The sequence below is a fragment of the Streptococcus mitis genome (assembly GCF_946188615.1).
GTDB lineage: Bacteria > Bacillota > Bacilli > Lactobacillales > Streptococcaceae > Streptococcus > Streptococcus mitis_BZ.
On sequence record NZ_CAMHVK010000001.1, the window covers coordinates 150,138 to 171,561 of the forward strand.

Here is a 21,424-nt window from a genome sequence, read left to right on the forward strand (position 1 = left end):
TCTTATAACATAAGTAGCTCAGTGAGAATAAGCGAGCCACTCATTAATCAGACTAGCGATTTCTTTGGGTGCTTCAGTATAAAGCTCATGGCTAACGTTTTCTAGAAAAATAGTATCAAAATAGTCTGGCAATTCTTTTAGGGCGTCCTCTCTCCATGTAGCTTCATTAGGATAGCGAGGACTAATAAACAAGGTATCTCCCGCTTCTCTCTTAAAAGCTTGGATTTTTCTTCGTAGACGGAGTATCGCTTCTATATTTTCATAATTTATAGCCAACTCATATCTATTATACTCTGCATTCCAGTGATAGGACTGTCTTACAGCTTCCTCCATATTTTCTGACCAATGCTTTGCTTCAGATTTTTCTTTAGAAATAAGAACATCTAAGTCCGAAACAACTTGAGATTCAATATAGTTTTTTGTTTTCTCTAATTCCACATCTAAAGGTAAAATCTTATCTAAATCTAGATAGCCACCATCCAAAAGAATCAGTTTTGTCACTTCATAAAATTCCGATGCAAGATAACGCGCCAAATCTCCTCCAAGAGAATGACCTATCAGACAGATAGAGTCTCCTTCTACAATCTCATTTTTAAACCATAATTTCAATTCTGTTTCATCTCGAAGATGCTTTTCATATGGACTTAGAAAATAAACCTGCGAATCTAGTTCTTGAAGAAAATCCTTGCTATGATAGACATTGCTTCCCAGACCGCCAATAAAATATTTTTTCATTCTCTACTTAATACTATGCTTATTCATCTTTTGTTCAAAGATAGTCGTGATAATCTGACGTAATTCCTCGCGTTCTTTTTCTGGTATTTCACCACTTGTTTGAGCTGCAGCGTAGAGTTCAGGGTGTTCAATTGAAATGCGTTTAATAGTACGTGTCGTAGCATGTTTTCTGACGAAAAATGGAATTCGCTTAATCAAGTCTTGTGGTACTAGCGCAAGAATCTTCTCAGCAGTTTCCTTGTCACTAATCTTAGACGTCGTAAGTCCCTTCTTAATCATTTCCTGTTCTTTTTCTGTAAAATCTTTTAATTCCATTCGATTAGTCCTCCTATTTTCTCTATGTTAAATTATATATCATTTGTAGCAAGAGGACAAATAGTCTGTTTGTAAAGTCTTCTCTATACTACAACTTTCCTGTCGCTCATAATTGCTCTTTAATGAAAAATCACAAATCCTTTTGGAGAGATCACAAGCTGATTCTCCAATTCTTGGCAATTGCTTGCTAATGCTACGGTTTCCTTCTCTAAAAGATAATCATCTTTTGATTGGTTAAAGATTGCTTTGAAGATTTGGCCATTGTATTTCCATTCCAGAGCTACTAAATCTGGTTTGATTTCTTTTAGGCTATACTTGCCATGCTGAATGGTTGATGACGCATGTTTACGAATCTTGATTAGCTTCTTCATAAAGTTCAGCATATTATTGTCACTTGATACGCGTTCCCAAGGCATACAACGTCGACAATCTGGGTCTGGTCCTCCGGTTAAAGCTAACTCGGTCCCGTAATAAATGCACGGTGTTCCCTTTTGTAAAAAGAGAAAGGCTAGAGCTGATTTGACCAGTTGAGCATCTTCATTTGCCGTCCACAAGATTCGTTCTGTATCATGCGAATCCAAGAGATTAAACATAACCTCTGAAATCTGCTGTTTGTAATACATAGACTGACCATTGATTTCATCGATGAACTGATTAGTCTTCTTAATTCCTCGTAAGAAATAGTCCTTGATACTATCAGATAAAGGATAATTCATGACCGCATGGAACTCATCTCCATTTAACCAAGGCTGAGACGTATGCCAGACTTCTCCTAGGATATAAAGATCAGGCTTTTTAGCTAAAACTGCATTACGAAAATCCTTCCAGAACTGATGGTCAATCTCATTAGCCACATCCAAACGCCAAGCATCGATATCAAACTCTTCAATCCAATAAGTCGCAACCTTTAAAAGATAGTCCTTGACCTCTGGATTGGCTGTATTTAGTTTAGGCATATAGTCCTCGAAACCAAAAGCATGATAAGGTAAGTCTCTCTTATTAACTAGCTTTTCAGTTGTCACTGGGAATTGTTGAATATGGAACCAATCCTTATAAGCAGATTGCTCACCATTTTCGACAACATCTTGCCATTGAGGAGATTGCGAACCAATATGGTTAAATACCGCATCCAGCATGATTTTCATGCCACGCTGATGAGCTTGCTCGACCAGCTCCCGGAAGGTCTCCTTGTCTCCAAAATGACGGTCAATTTCAAAATAATCCGTCGTATTGTACTTATGATTGCTCGTGGATTCAAATATAGGACAAAGATAAAGTCCAGTAATGCCCAAGTCTTGCAAGTAATCCAGATGATCAATAATCCCCTGTAAATCACCACCAAAGAAATCATCACTCTGAGGTGTGATAGATGAATCCCAGTCTAATGTCCCTTCTGGGTTTAATAGAGCATTTCCATTAGCAAATCTCTCAGGAAATATCTGATACCACACCGTATTTGAAACCCAGTCAGGAACCTTGCAGGCATCAATCTCATGAAGATAAGGCAACTTAAATCCATTCCCAATAGCATGAAGATTTTCTAGAGAATTTTCCACACACCCTTTATCGCCATACAAAATACTTTGACCTTCTGTATCCTTGAGTTCAAAGAGATACTGGATACGTGCAAAGTCAACGGACACTTCAACCTGCCAATAATCAAAGATGGCATCAGAAGTTATCTTGGCCATTTTCTTTGTATCTTGATAAAACTCCTCCATAAAAATAAAAGGGTCCCCATAGTGCAAGTTGATGATTTCAATGTCCCCTTTCTTAGTTCGAATCCGAATATGAATCTTCTTATCCTTATAAAGATAGGCGAACTCCGACTCAGACCTATGGTAAATAGCGCTTAATTCCATCAATTTGTCTCCTGATTTACTTGGTTGCATTTAAGACGCAAACGTTTTCATAATTGTGATTCTAGTATACTACTTTCGTATTTTATTTTCAAGGAATGTCAGTTCTTAAAAGAACTATCTTTTAAAGTATACAAAAAGCCTTAAAAAAGGCTTTCTCTATATACTAATCCTCTTTCGGTTTTGAAAATACTTCAACTCGCTGAGCTAGAACTTTTATTTCTACAGGTAGGTTATCCGATTTATCGCCATCAACGTCTGACTCCAACTCACTATCTGAAGAGATTTTAATATTACGCGCTCTGATATACTCAATATTATCATTGCCGACAACATCTCCTTTTAGTAAATCAGGGATGACGGATAATTTGGAGAATAGAGACGCATCTTTCAGAATCAAAATATTGGCATAGCCGTCTTTGTTTTCTTCAAAGATTTTCTTATCAGCGAAGTAATTTGTCAAGAGAACCAAAACATGGCTAGCTTCACCAACATAATTTCCATTTTCTGTCTCAACCTTAATGTTAAATACCTGATCCGTCATGACAGACTTCATGGTATTTACAGCATAGGCTAAAATACCGAATTTTGTCTTATCCTCGATTTCAACATTGTGAATCGCTTCAGGTAGAGAACCGATACTAAAAATATAACCAAAATAATTGTCATTCGCTTTTCCGATATCAATCTTATTGGTTAAATCAAAATCCAGTTCATCAATTGCGCCATCGATGTCTTGATTGATTTCCAAAAGTTTCGTAATGAGATTACCAGTACCACCAGGGATAATCCCTAACTTAGGAATGTAGTCTCTCTCAGCAATACCCGAAATGACTTCATTGACAGTCCCATCTCCACCAAAAACAACCACTGCATCGTACTGCTCACGAGAAGCTTCTTCAGCAAAATGTGTTGCATCCAGCGCTTTTTCTGTAATTTTGGTTTCCACTTGCTCAAAATATTCTTTTGCTTTATTCTCCAGCTTTTCTTTATAATCCAGAGCCTTCTCCCCACCAGAGGTAGGGTTGATAATTAACATTGCTTTTTTCATTGATTTTCTCCTTAATATTCATTAGAAATGTTTATATTTCATCGTATGCATGTAAATGTACTACCATTATACAATGAAAATACGGAAAAGAGAAATATGACGTACTGGAGATTGCTTTTATTTTATATCAACCTTATTATCCCATCGGCTGAGTACATCCTTTAAGGGGTCATCCAAGTAAGAATATGCTTTTTCCTTTATCCAATCAGGAATACCATAAGCTGCCTCTGCTATGCTGCCAGTGATTGCAGCAAGTGTATCACTGTCGCCACCAAGTGAGATAGCGTTTCTTATCGCATCTTCAAAGTCTGTACTTTCAAGAAAGGCAATAATGGCTTGAGGGACAGTTTCCTGACACGTTTCGTTGAAACGGTATGTAGGGCGAATTTCATCTAAAGTTTGAGATAGATTGTAGCCGTATTCCTTCTCAATATAATCCTTAATCCGTTTTTTACATTCGGTAGGATTGTCGTTAATTGGTTGCTCATAATCTCCGCAATAACCTCCAAAGTAATAACGACACAGAAAGATAGCATCAGTTGTCGCCATGGCTCCTTTGATACCTTCTGGATGATTATGGGTGACTTCTGCTGAAAGTCGTGCAAGCTTTCTAGTTGATGGTGTCATACCAGTTCTTGCACAAAAGCCACAGTCCATAAGCCAAGCACAGGGAGAAACACGCATAGCAGATCCATTTCCAAAGCTATTATAAGGATCACGGTTATCGCTGTTTAGCCATGCATTAAACCGAGCACCATAATCAGCATCAGGATACATTCTACCATATTTCTTCATCGTGTCAATGAAGTCGTCTTTTTGTCCCCCATTCATAATCGCCTCTGCAACAGCACAGGTCATAACCGTGTCATCTGTAAAAAAGCAATCCTTCCGAAATAAAGGAAAGTCCTTTGTTTTGATATTGTTCCATTCGTAAACAGAACCGATAATATCTCCGATAATTGCTCCTAGCATAAGATTCCTCCTCGTGAACTATTGGTTTAGACTGATTTTTCTACTTCCCATACTCTTTTATTTTATCAGCATATTCAGTCAAAAGATTCTTTGAATAAATTTTTTCAGCTTTTGAATTTCTAACTTCTTTCCAAAGAATAGAAGCTACTTTTAACTTGTTTGAGTAGTTACGACTATTTTCGTCTACACAGAAATCCTTTAAAAATTGATTCCATTGACAAACCGAATGATCATACTTGGCATAATCTGAATTTCCATAATAGACTTTTAGCATATCTTGGATTGTAAAACTCAAATCATTTTCTCTTTTTACTTTTCTCCAAGCTGTAGCCATATCAGCAGTAAATTTAAATGGAGAAACATCTGTTAAAGTTGAGAAATATTCTCTAAAGTGTGCATTAAAGGAGAATCCACATTCAAGCAAGGGTGTGTCCAAGGTAACGACTTCTACTCGTTTCTTTTTATTTTTTATTGATGATTTTTTAATAAAATTCCCCTGAAAGTACTGCTCAATAATATGATTGAGTTCTTGTTTAGTACCTCTATATTCTAATCCTAATGACTTACATAGTTGTGAAAGTTCATCACGATACCAATAATATTTATTAAACTCATCAAATGATACGATTTTATCAAACTCAGGTCTGCTCTCTATCAATATAACACCTCCTTAAAACCAGTTTAGGTTTTCACCTTAAAAGAGTACTTTACTGTTTGCCATTTTTCATACTTAGGACACCAGATCACAATCACACACTCAGCGATTCGGACTTACCGTATCATCCGTGAAAAAACAATCCTCACAAAATAAAGAAAAATCCTTCGTTTTGATATTGTTCCATTCGTAAACTAAACCTACAATATCTCCAATAATTGCTCCTAGCATCCGTTTCCTCCTTATGGCATATCAGATTCGTTACACATTTCTAATGAGTCACTCTTTAAAAATGGCACCACCAAATCAATCCACTCATAAGGTAGGTAAGCTGATAAATAGCCGTGGTTATAGCCCTTTGCTTCATAGAAAATTGTATTTGAATGTAGCTGATGAAATAATTTCGCTGATTCTTTCACACAGTTCAATTCTTTTTCACCATAGATATACAGAACCTGAGCCTTGCTAGCAGAAATCATATCTTTCAGCTTGTAACATCCCATATAGTTTTTGTAAATGGTCACCAATGTTTTGACAGGGGTCCTTGGCAAATCCTCCAAATAATAAGCTTTTATTTCCTCTGGACAAGCCAGTTTTGGATAGAGTTTGTTCATCATGCTTAACTGAAGTTTGCAAGAGAATTTATTGAACATCAGTTTACCAAATAGAGACACTAGAAAGATGCTGATTTTAGCTAACCTTGGTTGAGGAATACAGAGGCTTCCATCTATGATGGCCTTCTCAGCAATTTCACTGTCTAAAGACAAAAGCTCCATGGCAATTTGACCACCAAGTGAAACACCACCGATTGCAAACAATTTCCCACCACAGTTTTCTTTGATATAGTCTAGAATCTCCAAAGCAGAATCTTCAGTAGAAACATAATCAAGTTGATATTCCTCGCCGTGGCCATTCAAAGTGGGTAGAATAATACGGTATTCTTCTGACAAGATTCGTGCTTGACGAAGATAATTCCACCAAGAACTTCCACCACCATGTATCAGTAAAATAGGAGGCAAATTCTTATCACCAAATTCATGGAATTTCATGTTTAAACTCCTTACTGTAGGACTTTCACTAGCTACACCCATGTTTAATCAGCTCGTACAAGCAGTGATGTCTCATCAAATAGAAAAGTCCCTAACATTGAGTATCTAGAATGACCACACGTTACTTTCAATAATGGATATCCTGATCTAAATTTTAAAATGTTGTTTCCTTACTAATTCTATTACTCGCCAATATAGTATAAATCAAATAACCAATAAAAATGATAATAAAAATAAGATTAATTTTTAACACAAAATAGAGATTTAACAAATTTGCGAACGCATGAAATAATAGACAGTACCCCACAGATTTCGTTTGACGATAAAGAAGCCCTAAAACAAAACTTAAAAATAATGTATATATAAAAAATAAAATGAAAGGAAATCCTTGATGACTTTCTCCGACTATAAACCATAAAGGCAGATGCCAAATTCCCCAGATTGAACCTACAATCAAATTAGATTGCCAATAAGTATATTTTTTATCAAGTAATGGCTGTAATATTCCTCTCCATCCTAATTCTTCATGTCCACCACCAAAAAAAATTAGTTGTATAAAGAATAATGGCATCAGATAAATGGATACTCCGTTTAATTCTAAGGAAGATACAGAAAATAGTATCAAAATTGCTAACATATGATAAATGAAATAAATACTACTATTTTCTATCTTATTAAATAAAAAATGTTTAAATTTTATATTATTACTTTTTAAATAAAAGCCACTTGCAATAGCTGGTCCAAGTGCACCAACTATATGTAATATTCTTCCTATAAATGTCTCTAATCCCAAAATATAAGATTGAGTAAAGATGGCAAGAATCCCCCAAGCTATATAAGTAATTCCAAATGTACAATAAAGATAATTTTTTAAATTCTTTTTGTCAATTTCTGTCATTTTATCTTCCTTATTTTGATTATTTTATATGTAATATTTGTTACTGCTTCTTAGTTGCTCTCGATTTATAACTACCTATATTCTATCATAAAAATAGGAGCAGTTTAATTGACTGTTCCTGTTTTTTATTACGAATATTCTCGAACAATTATCGTCACAACAGGATATAATTCATAGTTTACGTTTAAGTACTATTTTGTTACTAACTAGCTAACAAAAAGAGTGAGGAAATCAAACGTTTCCACCACTCGTTTGTATTCTATTATAGATAAATCGATGTTCTTTCACTATCTATTTTCTCTGTAATTTCAAATGATTTATCTTTCAGATTAGCTCTTCATTCTGCCACTGTATTGGCATCGGTATTGGTCTAGCTGATGTGGATAGTATTAGCGTCTTCCATGTCAACAGCAAACTCTCCATCAAATGCTGCGCTGGTATTACGGAATTTGAGCAGATTGAACAAGGACTGCACAACTGGGCGTTGAACTTCTCGCTCAATTTCTTCCAAATCGTAATAGTGACGGTTGATGTTGCAGCCTTCTTTGGTTGATTCGAGCAATTCGATATCATTTTCTCCTGACAACAAGCCAACGTAGTAAATCTGCGGAATACCTGGTGCAAAACATTGAAGCACACGTGCCAAGAGATAGGCTTGGTCATCATTTCCTAAAGATGAATAGTAGGTACAATTTTTCTTATAAATATCCAAATTATTGTAGGCCTCTGAGCTGTAAATCTTTTTGACATTTGCTCCTTGGGCATAGAGGGCTTCTCTTGTCGCCTCTGTTTCAACATCTGTTAGCAAGTCCTTGACATCGACCACTCCGATACTATCGTGCGTGTCTAAGGTTGTAAATTGCTTGCGAGGCAGATTTCCATCCAGTGAACAAGACGTTTGACATTACCTGAATAAAGAGCATGAAAAACCAGCATCGGAAGGGCAAAGTCATAGACATAGTAGTCTTGCTCAGCGATTTTTTGCTGAATGGTGTAATGTTCATGAATTTCTGGAAGAATTTTCACTCCTTTTGGTGCCAATAGCTGACACGGAAAATGAAGCATTTCCCAAATATCTGGCTCAACAAAGAAACAGTTGGTGCCGATTTTCTTATTGGCGTAGACAAAGGCGTCCAAGCGAATAATGGAAGCTCCGTGGTCCGCCAGCTGTTCCAGATTTTCCTGAATAAAGCGACGAGTTGTTTCTCTTGTCACATCGAGGTCGATCTGTTGCTCATCAAAGGTACACCAAACTTTTTCCTCACTACCATCAGCAAACTTGGCAATGCTATAGGGAGCACGTGGCTTCCGTTTGTAAATCAGGTCTACATCTTCCTGAGTCGGCCCACTGTTTGGCCAAAAGTTTTTGTAGTGGATAAACAAATCCGGATAGGCAGACTCATCTTTCTTTTCTAGGAAATCAAGGGAAAAGGCGACTTGGCTGAGATTAAGACCTACTTCAAGTCTTTCAGATTTTTTCCAGGACTGTCTGAATAGGTAATTAACATTGCTTGATTTTTTACTTTCATAACTTGCTCTATTTACCTTCCTCAAAGCGTTTATAGACTGCTATAAATTCCTCAGCAATCGTTCGAAAACCTTCTGCACTCATTAACTGATCCTCAGCATGCATCAGAAGTAGACCTGTTTCGCTTAATTCCCCATTCATTTCTTTTGTCAAAAGTGAGTGGTGAGCATTGTGTCCCTGTACAAATGCTTCTTCGCCTTGTTTAATTCTATCTTTAGCCTGCTCGAATTCACCCTGCTTAGCCAATTGAATAGCATTGATGTACATAGATTTTGCTGTTCCTACATAGGTGATAATTTGAAAACACACTTCGAGTACTTTTTCGTCCATTTTAATACCTCTCTTACCAATCTTCATCTTCTAAATCGCTTGTTTCTTGTATTACAGCTTGTAAAGCTTGTTTATCCATCTGTTTAATAAACGGATAATAAACAAAGAAAGACATAACCAAAATAAGTGTTTGCAACAAGGCTGTTTTCCAACCACCGATGATAAATCCTGAAATAATTGGAGGACAAGTCCACGGAACTTGAACGGCACCATACATAGGTGTCAGTCCAAAATAAATCGCTGAATACTGGATGATACAAGATAAAATAGGCGTTAATATAAAGGGAGTTGCTAAAACTGGATTCATTACAATCGGCAAACCAAAGAGCACCGGCTCATTGATATTAAAGATGGCTGGAACCATTTCAAGACGTCCAAGAATTTTTAGTTGTTTTGATTTTGCAAATGCAACCATGTAAACTACCAAACCAATCGTAATCCCGGCACCTGTAACATTGATAAATTGATCAAAAAATTGAATCGTCACAATATGACCGCCATTGGCTAGATTTAATTCTAGGCCCTTATCTAAAATGGCTTGGTTTTCCAAAGCATTCGCCTGTAGCAAGCCACTCATGATGCCACCAACTACAGTTGAGCCGTGCACCCCAAACATCCATAAGAATGGTACAAGGAAACACATAAGCACCGCACCAAACAATGAGTCAGTCAAGCCTTGCATTGGTGTTTGAATAAGATTATAAATCACTTCAATCGTTGTGACCTTAAACAATTGTTCAACAAGTCCGACAAAGATCGTTGCCGCTGTGATAATAACAGTAGCAGGAATCAAGGCTGAAAATGCGTTGGCTACACCAGTTGGTACGCCATCTGGCATTTTGATTTTGATATTTTTCTTCAAAAACCAAGAATAGCTTGCTCCTACTATCAAACCAACGATAATGGCACCAATCATCCCTTTCCCGGAAGTCCAATCCTTCAGAATAATGTTACCAACTACATCCCCATTTTTAGAAATCAAACTGGAGGGCTGGATTAGCAAGAAAACTGCTAGGGCAATGACACCTGCCCCAAGCGGCTCCTGTTTTTCTAGCTTAGCATAGGTATACGCAATCCCAATGACTGTTACAATCGCACTGATATTAAAGGTTGCACCAATTGCTTGATTGAGAACAGGGGTAATACCACTAGTTTCTAACATCGTTGCTAGAGCTGGAACTGGAAGATTGGCCAAGATAAGAAAGATGGAGCCAACAATCAACAATGGCATAGAGAAAACAATACCATCTTTTATCGCTGTTACACCTTTGGTATTGACAAAGGCCATCATCCTATCAACAAACTTTTTAATCAGTTTATCCTTCATCATCGTCTCCTTATTTTTTCATCATGTAAGCTTGTTTAAGAACTGCCATACCGTTTGCAGTACCATAATCAGCCATTGCAATCACTTCTACAGGAACATTGTGAGAAGCACAAATTTCTTTTGCTTTTTCAAGTTGGAAACCAACCTGTGGGCCTAATAGAGCCACATCAATATCTCCAACTCTTTGTTCCAATTCACTGATGGAATAAGCTGCAATTGTTGCATCTTTCCCTTTTTTCTGAGCCGCTTCTTTCATACGCTCAACCAAAATACTTGTTGACATACCTGCTGCACAAAACAATCCAATATTCATTTTAATTACTCCTTATAATTCGTTTCCATTTGATGCAATCACTTTTTGATACCATGTAAAGGAATCTTTCTTCATTCGTTGCAAAGTTCCTTCGCCATTATTATTCTTATCGACATAGATAAAGCCATAACGCTTCTCCATTTCACCTGTACCAGCACTAACAATATCGATACAGCCCCAAGGGGTATAACCAATGACATTTACGCCATCTTCTTCAATCGCTAACATCATTTGTTCAATGTGTTGTTTGAGGTAATCAATGCGGTAAGAATCATGGATTCCATCAGGCTCTACCTTATCATAAGCACCGAATCCATTTTCAACTATAAAAAGCGGACAGTGATAGCGATCGTATAAAAGATTTAAGCTATAGCGTAATCCCTCAGGGTCTATCTGCCAACCCCAATCGCTTGATTCAATATAGGGGTTTTTCTTAGTGTAAACATCTTTGAAAAGTTCTTCTGTTTCCTCAGATGCTGTAGAAGTCACTGTATCACTCATATAGTAACTCAAGCCAATATTATCTACACAACCTTCTTTTAGAGTTTCTAGATCTTCTGGTATAATATCCAGTTTGATATTATTTTTTCGACAAAAGGCCTCAATATAGTAAGGACGCTCTCCAAAAACATGAAGATCTCCATAGTGAAATAAACGATGCTCCATTGCCTTCTGGCTAGCAAGTATATCTTTTGTATCACATGTATTCGGGTAAAATGGTACCATTGCCAGCATACAACCAATTTTGAAATTTTTATTGATTTTCCGACCCAATTGTACAACTTTTGCAGAAGCCACTGACTGATAATGGATAACCTGCTGTAGTACCTCAACTGGATTTTCATCTTCTTGATAAATGACACCAGAATTAGTCCATGAGCACCAAGGAACATTAATTGCACCTTGATTATTGATCTCGTTAAAGGTCATCCAATACTTAACTTTGTCCTTATATCGTTCCATGACGACTTTCGCAAAACGAACAAAGAAATCAATCAACTTGCGATTACGCCAAGCACCATACTTAGTAACTAGATGATAGGGCATTTCAAAGTGACTGAGTGTGATGACCGGTTCAATTTGATGAGCTAGAAGCTGATCAAATAAATCATCATAAAATTTCAACCCTTCTTCGTTAGGTTCTTCTTCATCTCCATTTGGGAAGATACGAGTCCAGGCAATCGAAGTTCGAAAACACTTAAATCCCATCTCAGCGAATAATTGTATATCGTCCTTATAGGTTCTGTAAAAATCTATTGCATCATGATTCGGATAATATTCGTCAGGTAAGACGCCATCAGTAATCTGTCGAGAGTGGCTAGCACTTCCAACTGTCATCACATCGGCTATCGAAATGCCTTTTCCACCTTTATCATATCCTCCTTCAATTTGGTGAGCAGCAACTGCCCCACCCCATAAAAAGCCTTCTGGTATTTTTGCCATTTTACCAATCCTTTCTGTATTTTGTACTAGCGCTATGAACAAGTCTATTTTATAACATACTGTACCTGCTGACAATAGATATTGAGATAGAAAATAAATGTACAGTCGAACAATATTTGTTACATAAAAAAAACAAGAGTTTTCACTCCTATTTTTTTAAATAAACTTGGTAACGTAAGGATTCTAAAAAATAGACAACTGGAATCTGAGTGGTCAAATTAGTGGAACGTAGCGAGGAATCTGCATAGGCAACTGGCATAAAGTAGGATAAATTTATATCCGATAGCTGTGATAAAGTGGAAATATCTGTATTTGTCAGACTAACAATCTTAGCATTTCTTTCTTTGAATCCCTGTACCAGAGTTAGAACTTCTTCTGTCTCACCGCTGACACTTAGAGCAATAACCAAAACATCCTCCAAATTAGAATGATGCAATTTCAGAGAATAAAATGGGTTAGTGATAGCAAAGCTAAAAATACCGATTCCAGAAAAAAGATATGAGCCATATTCTGCCAAACTTAGACTAGTACCCACCCCTAAAAAGATAACTTGTTTGGCTTGAACGATCAAGTCTGCTATCTCTGATAGTTGTTTTTTTAAAGCTTCATCTTGAACACTAGTCTGTAAAAATTGTATTGCTGGAATATCAATAGGAAAGTAGTGACGATGTTTATTTTCCTTATCTTCTGACCTTGACAAGACATACTTTAAATCATTGTAGCTATCAAATCCCATCTTTTTCGCAAAACGAATGATGGTTGTTGTCGATAGATTTATAGATGTCGATAGCTCTCTGATAGTCATCGTAGCAACTTTATCTCTATGTTGCAATATAAAATTATACACGCTTAATTCACTATTATTTAGCCCTTTTACTTTATGATAATCAAATAAATTCATAGACACCCTTATGCTTTTGTAGTATATAGTTGTTTCATTAACATTTCAATAATGAAAATAACAGGTACCTGCGTCGTAATATTAAACCCATTTAAAAATAATTGAGGAACATGATAGGTTATGGAGCAATCAGATAGCCTTGACAATGTTGATTCCAATGTATTTGTGATGGCAATAACTGGACAACCTTTTTCCTTTAATTTTTGTACAATTTTCAATGTTTGAGAAGTCTCACCAGATTCGGATAAGGCAATGACACAAGTTTTTTCCATACTGTTTTGTAGCACTGGTTGCCAAGGATCTTCAATACACATACTAAATTTGCCAATATTTGAAAAATAGCGCGCTCCATATCGACCTAAAGTTCCAGAGGAACCAATTCCGACAAAAACAATCTGTTCAACGTTCTTTAAGATTGCCACAGCCTCCATAATCAGCTGCAAAAAAGTATCTTGCTCAGTATAATCAATGAATAACTTCAAAGAATGATTGTCTTGATTGTTTAAAATAATTTGCTCATTTTTTAAATATTCTTTATAAGCAATCTTAAAATGGCTATATCCATCAAATCCTAGATGCTTGCAAAATCGTTGTACGGTTCCAACTGATACATGTGCAAGTTGGGCCAATTCCTTGATTGTCATAGAGGATATATTTTCATTTTCTAAAATAGTTGTATAAATAGCATTTTCTAAGTCGTTAAAACTTGCTACAACCTCATAACTAAACATATAATTCCTTTTTCTATCTCTATTGATTTGCTTACAATGTAACAAAAAACTAATAACCAAAGTGTTCTACACTAAAATAATGGAGAGCATAATGGCTATAAAACCAAGTCAGCATTAAAATCCATTAGAAAACCAGACGAATCAGATTTGTCTAACGAGACATGGTTAAGAGAAAATACTTTAAAACAGTATTGCCTTATGTCCTAGATTATATCATATTTTTGAGCATACTTTGAGTATTGTTAGTTTATTGACTTAAAAGAAACATAACAAGAGCTTATCTCTATTAAATTGTCTCAATTTCAATCGCCCATTCTGGAGATATGTAAGGTGGGGACGTTTCTATTCCCACAAACTCCTTGTCAATGGAAAGAAACACATACCCACAGGGTAAATGTAAATAGAAACTGATAATTTCTAGCTATCACTTCTATTCATTCCAAAAATTTTCTCACTATAATACTCCCCCACGCCAATACAAAAAGCCTTGAAACCAAGGCTTTTCATTATTGCGATTTATCAAAATGTTCTAGGCTTTTACAAGCAAAGCTACACACTCGACATGTGCTGAGAGCTTTCTTCTATACTAATAGACGAAAGGGTGTGAAAATGATTTTTAAATGATACTGTGGAACGGAACAGTAGCCCTAGTATTGACTACTGTCGTTTCTATTCATATTGGCTATTCTAGGACTGAGATGAAAAAATCTATAAATGCTCAGAATAAAATTGAACCCGCAAATCTCCCCAAAACAATGGTGAGTCATGTACTTGTATTATTCCGAAAAAATACACCTCTGGTGCAGTGAGACAAATTGGTGTATCTTATAGTGGCTTCGTAGATGAAAGCTATACTCTACTATCACTCTTTGATGATGTAGAACAAATTGAAAAAGATAATAGACTTCAGACAGCTATTGATGTTGTCAGAGAACAGTTTGGTTTTTTAGCCATACAAAAAGGAACCGTCCTAACTGAAGGTTCCAGAAATATTGAACGCAGTAAACTTATCGGTGGTCATTCCGCGGGTGGATTGGAGGGATTAAAATGAAACAAGAAAAAAATACAGTACAATTTTCAGAAATCCGTAGCAAAGGATGTAATGATATTGAAATGCTTGAAAGATTTTTACATGGAATCGTTGAAACAGCAACTTCAAAACTTCGTCAGAGAAAACTCAAAACAACTGAAATATCGATACGACTAGTACATGCTAAATCTGAAAACCGATTACCATTGGAATTTACATTTAGCATTAAGCCAACAAGCTCATCTGTGATAATCTATACTGAGGTAATCAATCGCTTTAAAGAATGTTACACAGGTGGGGGAATTCAAGGTTTTACGATTCAATTTGATAAAAATACCCTTGCCTCTGCATAGAAAGGATTTGATATGATTGACCGTTCATATTTACCATTTCAATCAGCAAGAGAGTACCAGGATACAAAGATGCAAAAATGGATGGGCTTTTTCCTATCTGAACATGCATCAGCACTCTCTGATGATACAAACAAAGTAACGTACATGTCTGACTTATCACTAGAGAAGAAATTATTACTCCTCAGTCAAGTATACGCCGGGCAGCTACGCACACGCATTCAAGTGATTGAAAAAAACAAGCGTGTTTCCTACACTGGAACAATACCAAGTCTGACCAAAGATTTCATTTTGATAAAAACTACAACAGGTCACATCAATTTGAAATTAAAAGACATTATTAGTATTGAACTTGTCGAGGAGGTGCTCTATGAATCAGCTTGAGTTTCAGCGTAATCACCTACAAATGGACTATTATAGCGAGAGCTACCAAGATTTTGAACGTGACTTCTACCGCTACTCTAACATGAATATTCCATTGACCTTCCTAACTGATGATATCCTAAAAACAATGGCGACTTCACGTAAGAATTACTTTGTCCTCAATAAGGAAAAGTCCAGAGATAACCGCGATCACTTCTTCATATTTGAAGTAAGTACCGTAGATGAGAATCCGCTAATCTATCATTATACATATAAGAAAACTACAATATATTTAGCAGAAAAATAGGAGCAGTTCAATTGACTGTTCCTATTTTTAATATTCATAAAATCTAAAGTCTTTATACTCTTTAACAATGGAGTCGCCAACCAGAACAGACTATACTGACCAGCGACTACCTTAAATTTAATGTTTCAGATTTATTTTCTTATTTCTAATTTCATAAACTACATCTGCTACATTTTCGAGTAATCGTTTATCGTGGGTGATAAACACGATAGTTCCGGTGTACTCCTTCATTAGTATTTCCAAAGCCTCTAAACTTGGTATGTCAAGGAAGTTACTGGGTTCATCCATTATTAGGATGTTATATCTACCCATGAGCATTTTAGCAAGCAACAATTTTATAATTTCTCCACCGCTTAAAACAGATAAACTTTTTCCAATATCGTTCTGTTTGAACCCCATAGATGCTAGCACTGAACGAATTTCTGATATATTGTAGTCACAATCCTTCTGCATAAACTCCATAACATTCTGATTACTGTTGTACTTGTAACCATTCTGTGCAAAGTAACCTATTTTTGCCTTAGGCGAAATAGAAATTCCTTCTTCATGGTTTAAGATCATTTGGATTAAAGTTGTTTTTCCGATTCCATTACCACCAGTTAACGCCACTTTTGCTCCTAACGGAATTTGAAAAGATGCATTTTCAAACAGAGCCTTATCCCCAAATACTTTATTAATTTCTGCACCGACTATAGGGTATGGATTATGGAGCTCCAATGCTTTACTTTGCCTGAAACGAATTCTGCGAATGCCTTCCGGAGCTTCTACTTTTCCTAAGGCCGCAATCCTGTGCTCTAGGGTTTTAGCAGCATTATACATCTTTTTTTCCTTACTTCCTATTGATTTTTGATGAGCTAAACGCCCTCCGTCTTCAGTACTTTTTTTCTTTGAAGAACCTTTTGCCTTCTGTTCTATTTTACGAGCCTGTTTTCGCTTTTCCTCCGCAGCCCTTTCCAATCGGGCACGTTCCGCAATAAATTGTTCGTATTCTGCAGCTTGGCTCTTACGTTCTTCCTCTTTCTGACGAAGATAATCAGAATAGTTTCCCCAATACTCAGTGATTTTGCCATCTTTCAGTTCCCATATTTTATCTACTATTTCATCAAGAAAATAGCGGTCATGGCTAATAACTAACAGTGCACCTGTAAAATATTTTAGCTGTCCTATTAGAAAATCAATTCCTTCACGGTCTAAATGGCTCGTAGGTTCATCCGCTAAAATACCATGAACCTGTGCCGATAAGGCCTGTGCTATTTTAAGCCTTGTTTCTTCACCACCGCTCATAGTCTGTATATTTAATTGCTCAACACCTAGCTTGCCTACAAGTGCAAAATCTTTTTCCTCCTGCAGAGTTACTTCGTCCAACTGGGGAATATAGGCAAGTTCACCCAGACGATTCATTTTACATCCTGGGGGAGTTAATTCTCCTAAAAGTACCCTGAGTAAAGTGCTTTTTCCAGCACCATTTGCTCCTACTAAACCAATACGGTCATAATCATATACTTCTAATTCATTTATATCTAAAACATCGCGTCCTTTGAATTCCACACGAATGTCTTTTGCTTTTAATATTAATTCCATAACATTTCCTCCAATATTGTTTATTTTAAATCTAATTTTCTAACCTCAGTTATCATTTGGCAAACTATAGCAATGCCAATAATTAAAATACCTGATAGTAAAAACCAATGATTTACACCGATTTTATCAGCAAAGAATCCAGAAAGAATTAACCCAATTGGCATAGCAAGTGACATGATACTTCCGATCAAAGAAAATACACGTCCTAAATATTCAGGCTTAATTTTCTCCTGAAAAAGAGCTGTTTGCACACCGCTATAAAATGGCACCGAAAGCCCCATTATTGCACAGCAAACTACGAATATTACAAATCCATTTGGAGGAAGTATTCCCGAAACGGCTAAACTGGTCCCCATTATAAAAAATGAACTTGTTATTAGTAATACATGCTTTTCGAAGCCCCCTAATCTTCCTAATAATAAGCCTCCTGCTAGCATCCCAAATGCAAAGGAAATTTCCGTAATAGAAATATGCACAGGCGTTCCATTAAAGTGTTCCATGCTTATTAAAGGAAATAGTGCATTGATTGGCATATAAACAAAAGTATATAGTGTTCCTAAGAGTAATAAGGCAAACAATCCTTTGTTTTGTCTCAGAACCACAACTCCTTCTTTCATCTCCCTTATGAAATTTGGTTCTAAACTTTGCACTTGATTACCCAGCTTAGGTATACGTACAATTGCTACCGTAATAGATGCAATCACAGCACCCAATACGTCGATGGCAATAATAGCATTTAAATCCCAAACGGAGTATAAGAGTGCTGCAACTGCCGGACTAACAATATAGCTTATAGACTGCAAAGACTGACTATAGCCTGCGCATTTCGTTAGCTGTTCTTCTGGTACTAAAAGTGGTGTAACCGCATTGAGTGCTGGGGTATGAAAAGCTGTTCCAATGCTACGGATAAACAATACTATCATAATCATCCAGACAGGTAGCTCCATACAGAATGCAACAATAGCAAGCACTGCACCAGCTGCTGCGATAATTAAATCGGCACCAATCATTATCTTCTTCCTATCATGACGATCCACTAGCACACCAATGGCAGGTCCCAAAATCGCATAGGGTAAAAAACCTACTAATGAAGCCATAGACAAGACCATCGCAGATCCTGTTTTTTCTGTAAGGTAAAAAATAATCGCCATTTGCAGGATGGCACTAGTGATTAATGATACTGCTTGCCCTGCCCATATTGCATAAAATTTTCGTTTCCAATTGTTGTATTTTTCCATTTATATTATCTCCTGCATATTATTTTGCTTGAATTTCTATTTTGAATAGCATTCTAGGCAATAAAAAATGCAGGCCAAACCCCACAATGTGGCTTTTGGTCTGCATACATACAATTTGGAAACATTCATATTAAAGACATAGTTAAATAAAGGTATAGTTAAATAACCAATATCCTCACCGTAACTAATGAATGCTCAATATCGTATAAATAAGCACAACAAAAAAGCCTATCATCGGGTATAGATTCTGCTTTTTTTATTGCCAGCTTATCTTAAACGCATTGAGGCTGTCATAGTTTCGGTTCCTCCTACATCTTTGTTTATATCAATTTATAGTATAACACAACAAGATGATATGTTCAATATAAAAGTTATGGAATGAGACTCATACTTCCAATTCGATGCCAGATTTAAAGGATATGACGAAGTTTTCTTCATAGACTGTAACGCTCTGGATTATCTTCCTTAGTAGCAAGCGATTAGCTTTCACAAAATCTTCTGTTTGTAGTTTTAAAAATTCATCAGGATTTTCTAACTCAACCTCAAAATATTTCATTTTACATTCCCTCATTTCATTTATTGATAAATTGAGTTTGCAAAAAAGAGTGGACAATTTTTGTCTACTCTTAACCTTTAAAATAGTTTTTTTAATCGATTTGAAGTTGCCTAAATTATTACTTATTCGGTAAAATGAAGTATTGCTTTCAACAGATTTCCTTCAACTACACTTCACTTGATTCAAACAAGGTGGGTACATTTCTATTCCCACAAACTCCTTGTCAATGGAAACAAACACGTACCCACAGGGTAAATGGAAATAGAAACTGATAATTTCTAGCTATCACTTCTACTCATTCCAAAAATTTTCTCACTCTGATACTTACCCACCATAAAGCAAAAAGCCTTGCAATCAAGGCTTTCATTATCCCTTTCGTTCAAAGGTTTCTAAGCTTTTACGAGCAGAGCGACACACTCAGCGGTTCGCTATCTCCGTTCTGTCTGCGTGCTAGCACTTGTCAATCACGGACAGCTATCGCATGGGCGGAAGTAAATGCTAATCTTCGTCGTTTTACTCCTTGACTAGCAAACTTACCGCCTCAACATGGTGCGTTTGAGGAAAAAGATCAACCGGCTGTACTTTATTCAACTCGTATCCCAATTCTCGGTAAAGTTTGATATCACGCGCCATAGTAGCGACATTGCATGAGATATAGGCGATGCGGTCTGCTCCTGTTTGGGCGCTTGCTTTGATAAAGCTTTCGTTTAAGCCCTTGCGTGGAGGATCAACCAAGATAACGGTTGGTTGAATTCCTTCCTTGAGCCAATTCTTCATGGCGTTTTCAGCTGTGTCACAGACATAGTGGGCGTTTGAAATATTGTTCATCTGAGCATTCTTTTTGCTATTCTCAACCGCCTCTGGAATTACCTCAACACCATAAACTTCTTTGACATGTTTCGCAACAGAAAGACCAATCGTCCCGATACCAGAATAGGCATCAATGACCACATCATCTTCTTTTAATTCAGCAAAGTCAATGGCTGTTTGATAAAGCTTCTCTGCCATTTCAGTATTGACTTGATAAAAAGCGGGTCCAGCGATTTGATAGTCATTTCCCAACATCTGGTCAGTGATAAAGTCTTGTCCATAAAGTGTGCGCCATTCCTTACCAAAAATCGCATTGGTGTTCTGGTCGTTGATATTTTGCATGACAGACACAATCTCTGGGAACTGCTTGATGAGTTGTTCAATCAATTGCTCCACACGAAAAACTTTAGGACGAGTAGTTACCAAAATAACCATGATTTGCCCTGAATAGTGGCCACGACGCACCACAAGGTTTCGAATCAAGCCAGATTGTTCCTTTTCATCGTAAGGCTTCAGGTCATAACGACGGAGCAAGTCACGTAGGGCTACAACTACCTCATCAATCACAGGATCTTGGATAAAGAAATCTTCTAGAGGCATGAGGTCATGGGAATTCTTACGGAAAAAGCCAGTTTCCAAGACACCATTCACTCGACGAACAGGCACCTGCGCCTTATTGCGGTACTTGACTGGATTTTTCATACCCAAAGTTTCAGCAACCTCTATATCATCAATTCCAGCAATCTTGTAGAGACTGTCTTTGACTTGCTTGGTTTTAAATTTGAGTTGTTCTGGATAGGCAAGATGACCTAAATCCGCAATTCCTGAACGTAGGTAAGCCAAATCTAGATCTTGATTACGGTGTGGTGACTGGACAAGGTATTCCTCAACCTTCCCAAAACCAATCTTTTTATTGACCTTGAGGACACGCATAAGGATTTTTTCACTCGGTAAAGCATTCTCTACAAAAAATACCAAACCATCCACCTTGGCCACTCCTGCACCTTCATGGGTCAAGTCAACAATTTCAACTTCTACAATATCATTTTTCTTTAACATTCTCTTCTCTTTCTATTGGCCGA

23 protein-coding genes and 1 pseudogene are annotated in these 21,424 nt (G+C 36.7%); 4 read left to right on the forward strand and 20 right to left on the reverse strand.

Going from position 1 to position 21,424, the window contains the following annotated elements:
- Window positions 1–18: 18 nt before the first annotated feature.
- From OCF95_RS00625 to OCF95_RS00700, 16 genes and pseudogenes are all read right to left on the reverse strand, one after another.
- Window positions 19–735: an alpha/beta hydrolase gene (locus tag OCF95_RS00625; protein WP_261104621.1), complete on the reverse strand. Its 717-nt coding sequence runs from the start codon at window positions 733–735 to the stop codon at window positions 19–21.
- Between the two features lie 3 nt (window positions 736–738).
- Window positions 739–1,050 (reverse strand): hypothetical protein, encoded by a 312-nt coding sequence (locus OCF95_RS00630; protein ID WP_000420556.1) that lies wholly within the window; start codon window positions 1,048–1,050, stop codon window positions 739–741.
- 119 nt (window positions 1,051–1,169) lie between these two features.
- Window positions 1,170–2,912 (reverse strand): glycoside hydrolase family 13 protein, encoded by a 1,743-nt coding sequence (locus OCF95_RS00635; RefSeq protein ID WP_261104625.1) that lies wholly within the window; start codon window positions 2,910–2,912, stop codon window positions 1,170–1,172.
- Window positions 2,913–3,075: 163 nt separating this feature from the next.
- Window positions 3,076–3,960, reverse strand: coding sequence for a diacylglycerol/lipid kinase family protein (locus OCF95_RS00640; RefSeq protein ID WP_261104627.1), 885 nt, complete (start codon window positions 3,958–3,960; stop codon window positions 3,076–3,078).
- Between the two features lie 117 nt (window positions 3,961–4,077).
- Complete coding sequence (locus OCF95_RS00645) at window positions 4,078–4,932, reverse strand: ADP-ribosylglycohydrolase family protein (RefSeq protein WP_049547191.1); 855 nt, start codon at window positions 4,930–4,932, stop codon at window positions 4,078–4,080.
- Between the two features lie 40 nt (window positions 4,933–4,972).
- The gene (locus tag OCF95_RS00650; protein WP_000573124.1) at window positions 4,973–5,590 is read right to left on the reverse strand and encodes an SAP domain-containing protein; all 618 of its coding nucleotides are present in this window, start codon (window positions 5,588–5,590) and stop codon (window positions 4,973–4,975) included.
- Between the two features lie 99 nt (window positions 5,591–5,689).
- Window positions 5,690–5,818, reverse strand: coding sequence for an ADP-ribosylglycohydrolase (locus tag OCF95_RS00655; RefSeq protein ID WP_261104630.1), 129 nt, complete (start codon window positions 5,816–5,818; stop codon window positions 5,690–5,692).
- An 11-nt stretch (window positions 5,819–5,829) separates the two neighbouring features.
- A complete protein-coding gene (locus OCF95_RS00660; RefSeq protein WP_049518655.1) occupies window positions 5,830–6,636 on the reverse strand; it encodes an alpha/beta hydrolase in 807 nt (268 codons plus the stop codon).
- A 154-nt stretch (window positions 6,637–6,790) separates the two neighbouring features.
- Window positions 6,791–7,534 (reverse strand): CPBP family intramembrane glutamic endopeptidase, encoded by a 744-nt coding sequence (locus tag OCF95_RS00665; protein WP_038806089.1) that lies wholly within the window; start codon window positions 7,532–7,534, stop codon window positions 6,791–6,793.
- A 262-nt stretch (window positions 7,535–7,796) separates the two neighbouring features.
- Window positions 7,797–9,063 (reverse strand): annotated as a pseudogene (gtfA, locus tag OCF95_RS00670) (sucrose phosphorylase).
- An 8-nt stretch (window positions 9,064–9,071) separates the two neighbouring features.
- The gene (locus OCF95_RS00675) at window positions 9,072–9,392 is read right to left on the reverse strand and encodes a PTS sugar transporter subunit IIA (RefSeq protein ID WP_049518651.1); all 321 of its coding nucleotides are present in this window, start codon (window positions 9,390–9,392) and stop codon (window positions 9,072–9,074) included.
- A gap of 13 nt (window positions 9,393–9,405) precedes the next feature.
- Window positions 9,406–10,719 (reverse strand): PTS sugar transporter subunit IIC, encoded by a 1,314-nt coding sequence (locus tag OCF95_RS00680; protein WP_049518650.1) that lies wholly within the window; start codon window positions 10,717–10,719, stop codon window positions 9,406–9,408.
- A gap of 10 nt (window positions 10,720–10,729) precedes the next feature.
- Complete coding sequence (locus OCF95_RS00685; RefSeq protein WP_001020606.1) at window positions 10,730–11,032, reverse strand: PTS sugar transporter subunit IIB; 303 nt, start codon at window positions 11,030–11,032, stop codon at window positions 10,730–10,732.
- A 12-nt stretch (window positions 11,033–11,044) separates the two neighbouring features.
- Window positions 11,045–12,475: a 6-phospho-beta-glucosidase gene (locus OCF95_RS00690; protein ID WP_049518647.1), complete on the reverse strand. Its 1,431-nt coding sequence runs from the start codon at window positions 12,473–12,475 to the stop codon at window positions 11,045–11,047.
- 148 nt (window positions 12,476–12,623) lie between these two features.
- A complete protein-coding gene (locus tag OCF95_RS00695) occupies window positions 12,624–13,376 on the reverse strand; it encodes a MurR/RpiR family transcriptional regulator (protein ID WP_049518645.1) in 753 nt (250 codons plus the stop codon).
- Between the two features lie 8 nt (window positions 13,377–13,384).
- Window positions 13,385–14,107: a MurR/RpiR family transcriptional regulator gene (locus OCF95_RS00700; protein WP_049518643.1), complete on the reverse strand. Its 723-nt coding sequence runs from the start codon at window positions 14,105–14,107 to the stop codon at window positions 13,385–13,387.
- An 805-nt stretch (window positions 14,108–14,912) separates the two neighbouring features.
- On the opposite strand from OCF95_RS00700, the gene OCF95_RS00705 reads away from it, so the two are divergent.
- The 4 genes from OCF95_RS00705 to OCF95_RS00720 are packed head-to-tail and all read left to right on the forward strand — an operon-like array spanning window position 14,913 to window position 16,157.
- Window positions 14,913–15,158 (forward strand): hypothetical protein, encoded by a 246-nt coding sequence (locus OCF95_RS00705; protein ID WP_001813542.1) that lies wholly within the window; start codon window positions 14,913–14,915, stop codon window positions 15,156–15,158.
- Window positions 15,155–15,490, forward strand: coding sequence for a DinB/UmuC family translesion DNA polymerase (locus tag OCF95_RS00710; protein WP_000806926.1), 336 nt, complete (start codon window positions 15,155–15,157; stop codon window positions 15,488–15,490). Before OCF95_RS00705 ends, OCF95_RS00710 begins: the two co-directional genes overlap by 4 nt.
- Before the next feature lie 12 nt (window positions 15,491–15,502).
- A complete protein-coding gene (locus OCF95_RS00715) occupies window positions 15,503–15,871 on the forward strand; it encodes a hypothetical protein (protein WP_000567222.1) in 369 nt (122 codons plus the stop codon).
- Entirely contained in the window at window positions 15,858–16,157 is a 300-nt protein-coding gene (locus OCF95_RS00720; protein WP_001072467.1) for a DUF5960 family protein, read from the forward strand. The genes OCF95_RS00715 and OCF95_RS00720 overlap by 14 nt, the downstream gene beginning before the upstream one ends.
- 117 nt (window positions 16,158–16,274) lie before the next feature.
- On the opposite strand, the gene msr(D) is transcribed toward OCF95_RS00720, so the two are convergent.
- From msr(D) to rlmD, 4 genes are all read right to left on the reverse strand, one after another.
- On the reverse strand, window positions 16,275–17,738 hold the full coding sequence (gene msr(D) / locus OCF95_RS00725; RefSeq protein WP_227221559.1) for an ABC-F type ribosomal protection protein Msr(D): 1,464 nt from the start codon (window positions 17,736–17,738) through the stop codon (window positions 16,275–16,277).
- A 20-nt stretch (window positions 17,739–17,758) separates the two neighbouring features.
- The gene (gene mef(A), locus OCF95_RS00730) at window positions 17,759–18,976 is read right to left on the reverse strand and encodes a macrolide efflux MFS transporter Mef(A) (RefSeq protein ID WP_000417519.1); all 1,218 of its coding nucleotides are present in this window, start codon (window positions 18,974–18,976) and stop codon (window positions 17,759–17,761) included.
- 385 nt (window positions 18,977–19,361) lie between these two features.
- Window positions 19,362–19,532, reverse strand: a complete 171-nt coding sequence (locus tag OCF95_RS00735) for a hypothetical protein (RefSeq protein ID WP_000873143.1) — start codon at window positions 19,530–19,532, stop codon at window positions 19,362–19,364.
- Window positions 19,533–20,045: 513 nt separating this feature from the next.
- Window positions 20,046–21,401, reverse strand: coding sequence for a 23S rRNA (uracil(1939)-C(5))-methyltransferase RlmD (gene rlmD, locus OCF95_RS00740; protein WP_261104631.1), 1,356 nt, complete (start codon window positions 21,399–21,401; stop codon window positions 20,046–20,048).
- Window positions 21,402–21,424 lie beyond the last annotated feature (23 nt).

Excerpts from the sequence above, each read along its gene's own strand:
- OCF95_RS00700 (WP_049518643.1), bottom strand. The coding sequence starts at position 14,107 with ATGTTTAGTTATGAGGTTGTAGCAAGTTTTAACGACTTAGAAAATGCT.
- OCF95_RS00645 (WP_049547191.1), bottom strand. The coding sequence starts at position 4,932 with ATGCTAGGAGCAATTATCGGAGATATTATCGGTTCTGTTTACGAATGG.
- OCF95_RS00695 (WP_049518645.1), bottom strand. The coding sequence starts at position 13,376 with ATGAATTTATTTGATTATCATAAAGTAAAAGGGCTAAATAATAGTGAA.
- rlmD (WP_261104631.1), bottom strand. The coding sequence starts at position 21,401 with ATGTTAAAGAAAAATGATATTGTAGAAGTTGAAATTGTTGACTTGACC.
- OCF95_RS00625 (WP_261104621.1), bottom strand. The coding sequence starts at position 735 with ATGAAAAAATATTTTATTGGCGGTCTGGGAAGCAATGTCTATCATAGC.
- OCF95_RS00630 (WP_000420556.1), bottom strand. The coding sequence starts at position 1,050 with ATGGAATTAAAAGATTTTACAGAAAAAGAACAGGAAATGATTAAGAAG.
- OCF95_RS00715 (WP_000567222.1), top strand. The coding sequence starts at position 15,503 with ATGATTGACCGTTCATATTTACCATTTCAATCAGCAAGAGAGTACCAG.
- OCF95_RS00660 (WP_049518655.1), bottom strand. The coding sequence starts at position 6,636 with ATGAAATTCCATGAATTTGGTGATAAGAATTTGCCTCCTATTTTACTG.
- OCF95_RS00685 (WP_001020606.1), bottom strand. The coding sequence starts at position 11,032 with ATGAATATTGGATTGTTTTGTGCAGCAGGTATGTCAACAAGTATTTTG.
- OCF95_RS00680 (WP_049518650.1), bottom strand. The coding sequence starts at position 10,719 with ATGAAGGATAAACTGATTAAAAAGTTTGTTGATAGGATGATGGCCTTT.
- OCF95_RS00710 (WP_000806926.1), top strand. The coding sequence starts at position 15,155 with ATGAAACAAGAAAAAAATACAGTACAATTTTCAGAAATCCGTAGCAAA.
- OCF95_RS00635 (WP_261104625.1), bottom strand. The coding sequence starts at position 2,912 with ATGGAATTAAGCGCTATTTACCATAGGTCTGAGTCGGAGTTCGCCTAT.
- OCF95_RS00640 (WP_261104627.1), bottom strand. The coding sequence starts at position 3,960 with ATGAAAAAAGCAATGTTAATTATCAACCCTACCTCTGGTGGGGAGAAG.
- OCF95_RS00690 (WP_049518647.1), bottom strand. The coding sequence starts at position 12,475 with ATGGCAAAAATACCAGAAGGCTTTTTATGGGGTGGGGCAGTTGCTGCT.
- OCF95_RS00665 (WP_038806089.1), bottom strand. The coding sequence starts at position 7,534 with ATGACAGAAATTGACAAAAAGAATTTAAAAAATTATCTTTATTGTACA.
- OCF95_RS00720 (WP_001072467.1), top strand. The coding sequence starts at position 15,858 with ATGAATCAGCTTGAGTTTCAGCGTAATCACCTACAAATGGACTATTAT.
- OCF95_RS00735 (WP_000873143.1), bottom strand. The coding sequence starts at position 19,532 with ATGAAATATTTTGAGGTTGAGTTAGAAAATCCTGATGAATTTTTAAAA.
- OCF95_RS00675 (WP_049518651.1), bottom strand. The coding sequence starts at position 9,392 with ATGGACGAAAAAGTACTCGAAGTGTGTTTTCAAATTATCACCTATGTA.
- OCF95_RS00655 (WP_261104630.1), bottom strand. The coding sequence starts at position 5,818 with ATGCTAGGAGCAATTATTGGAGATATTGTAGGTTTAGTTTACGAATGG.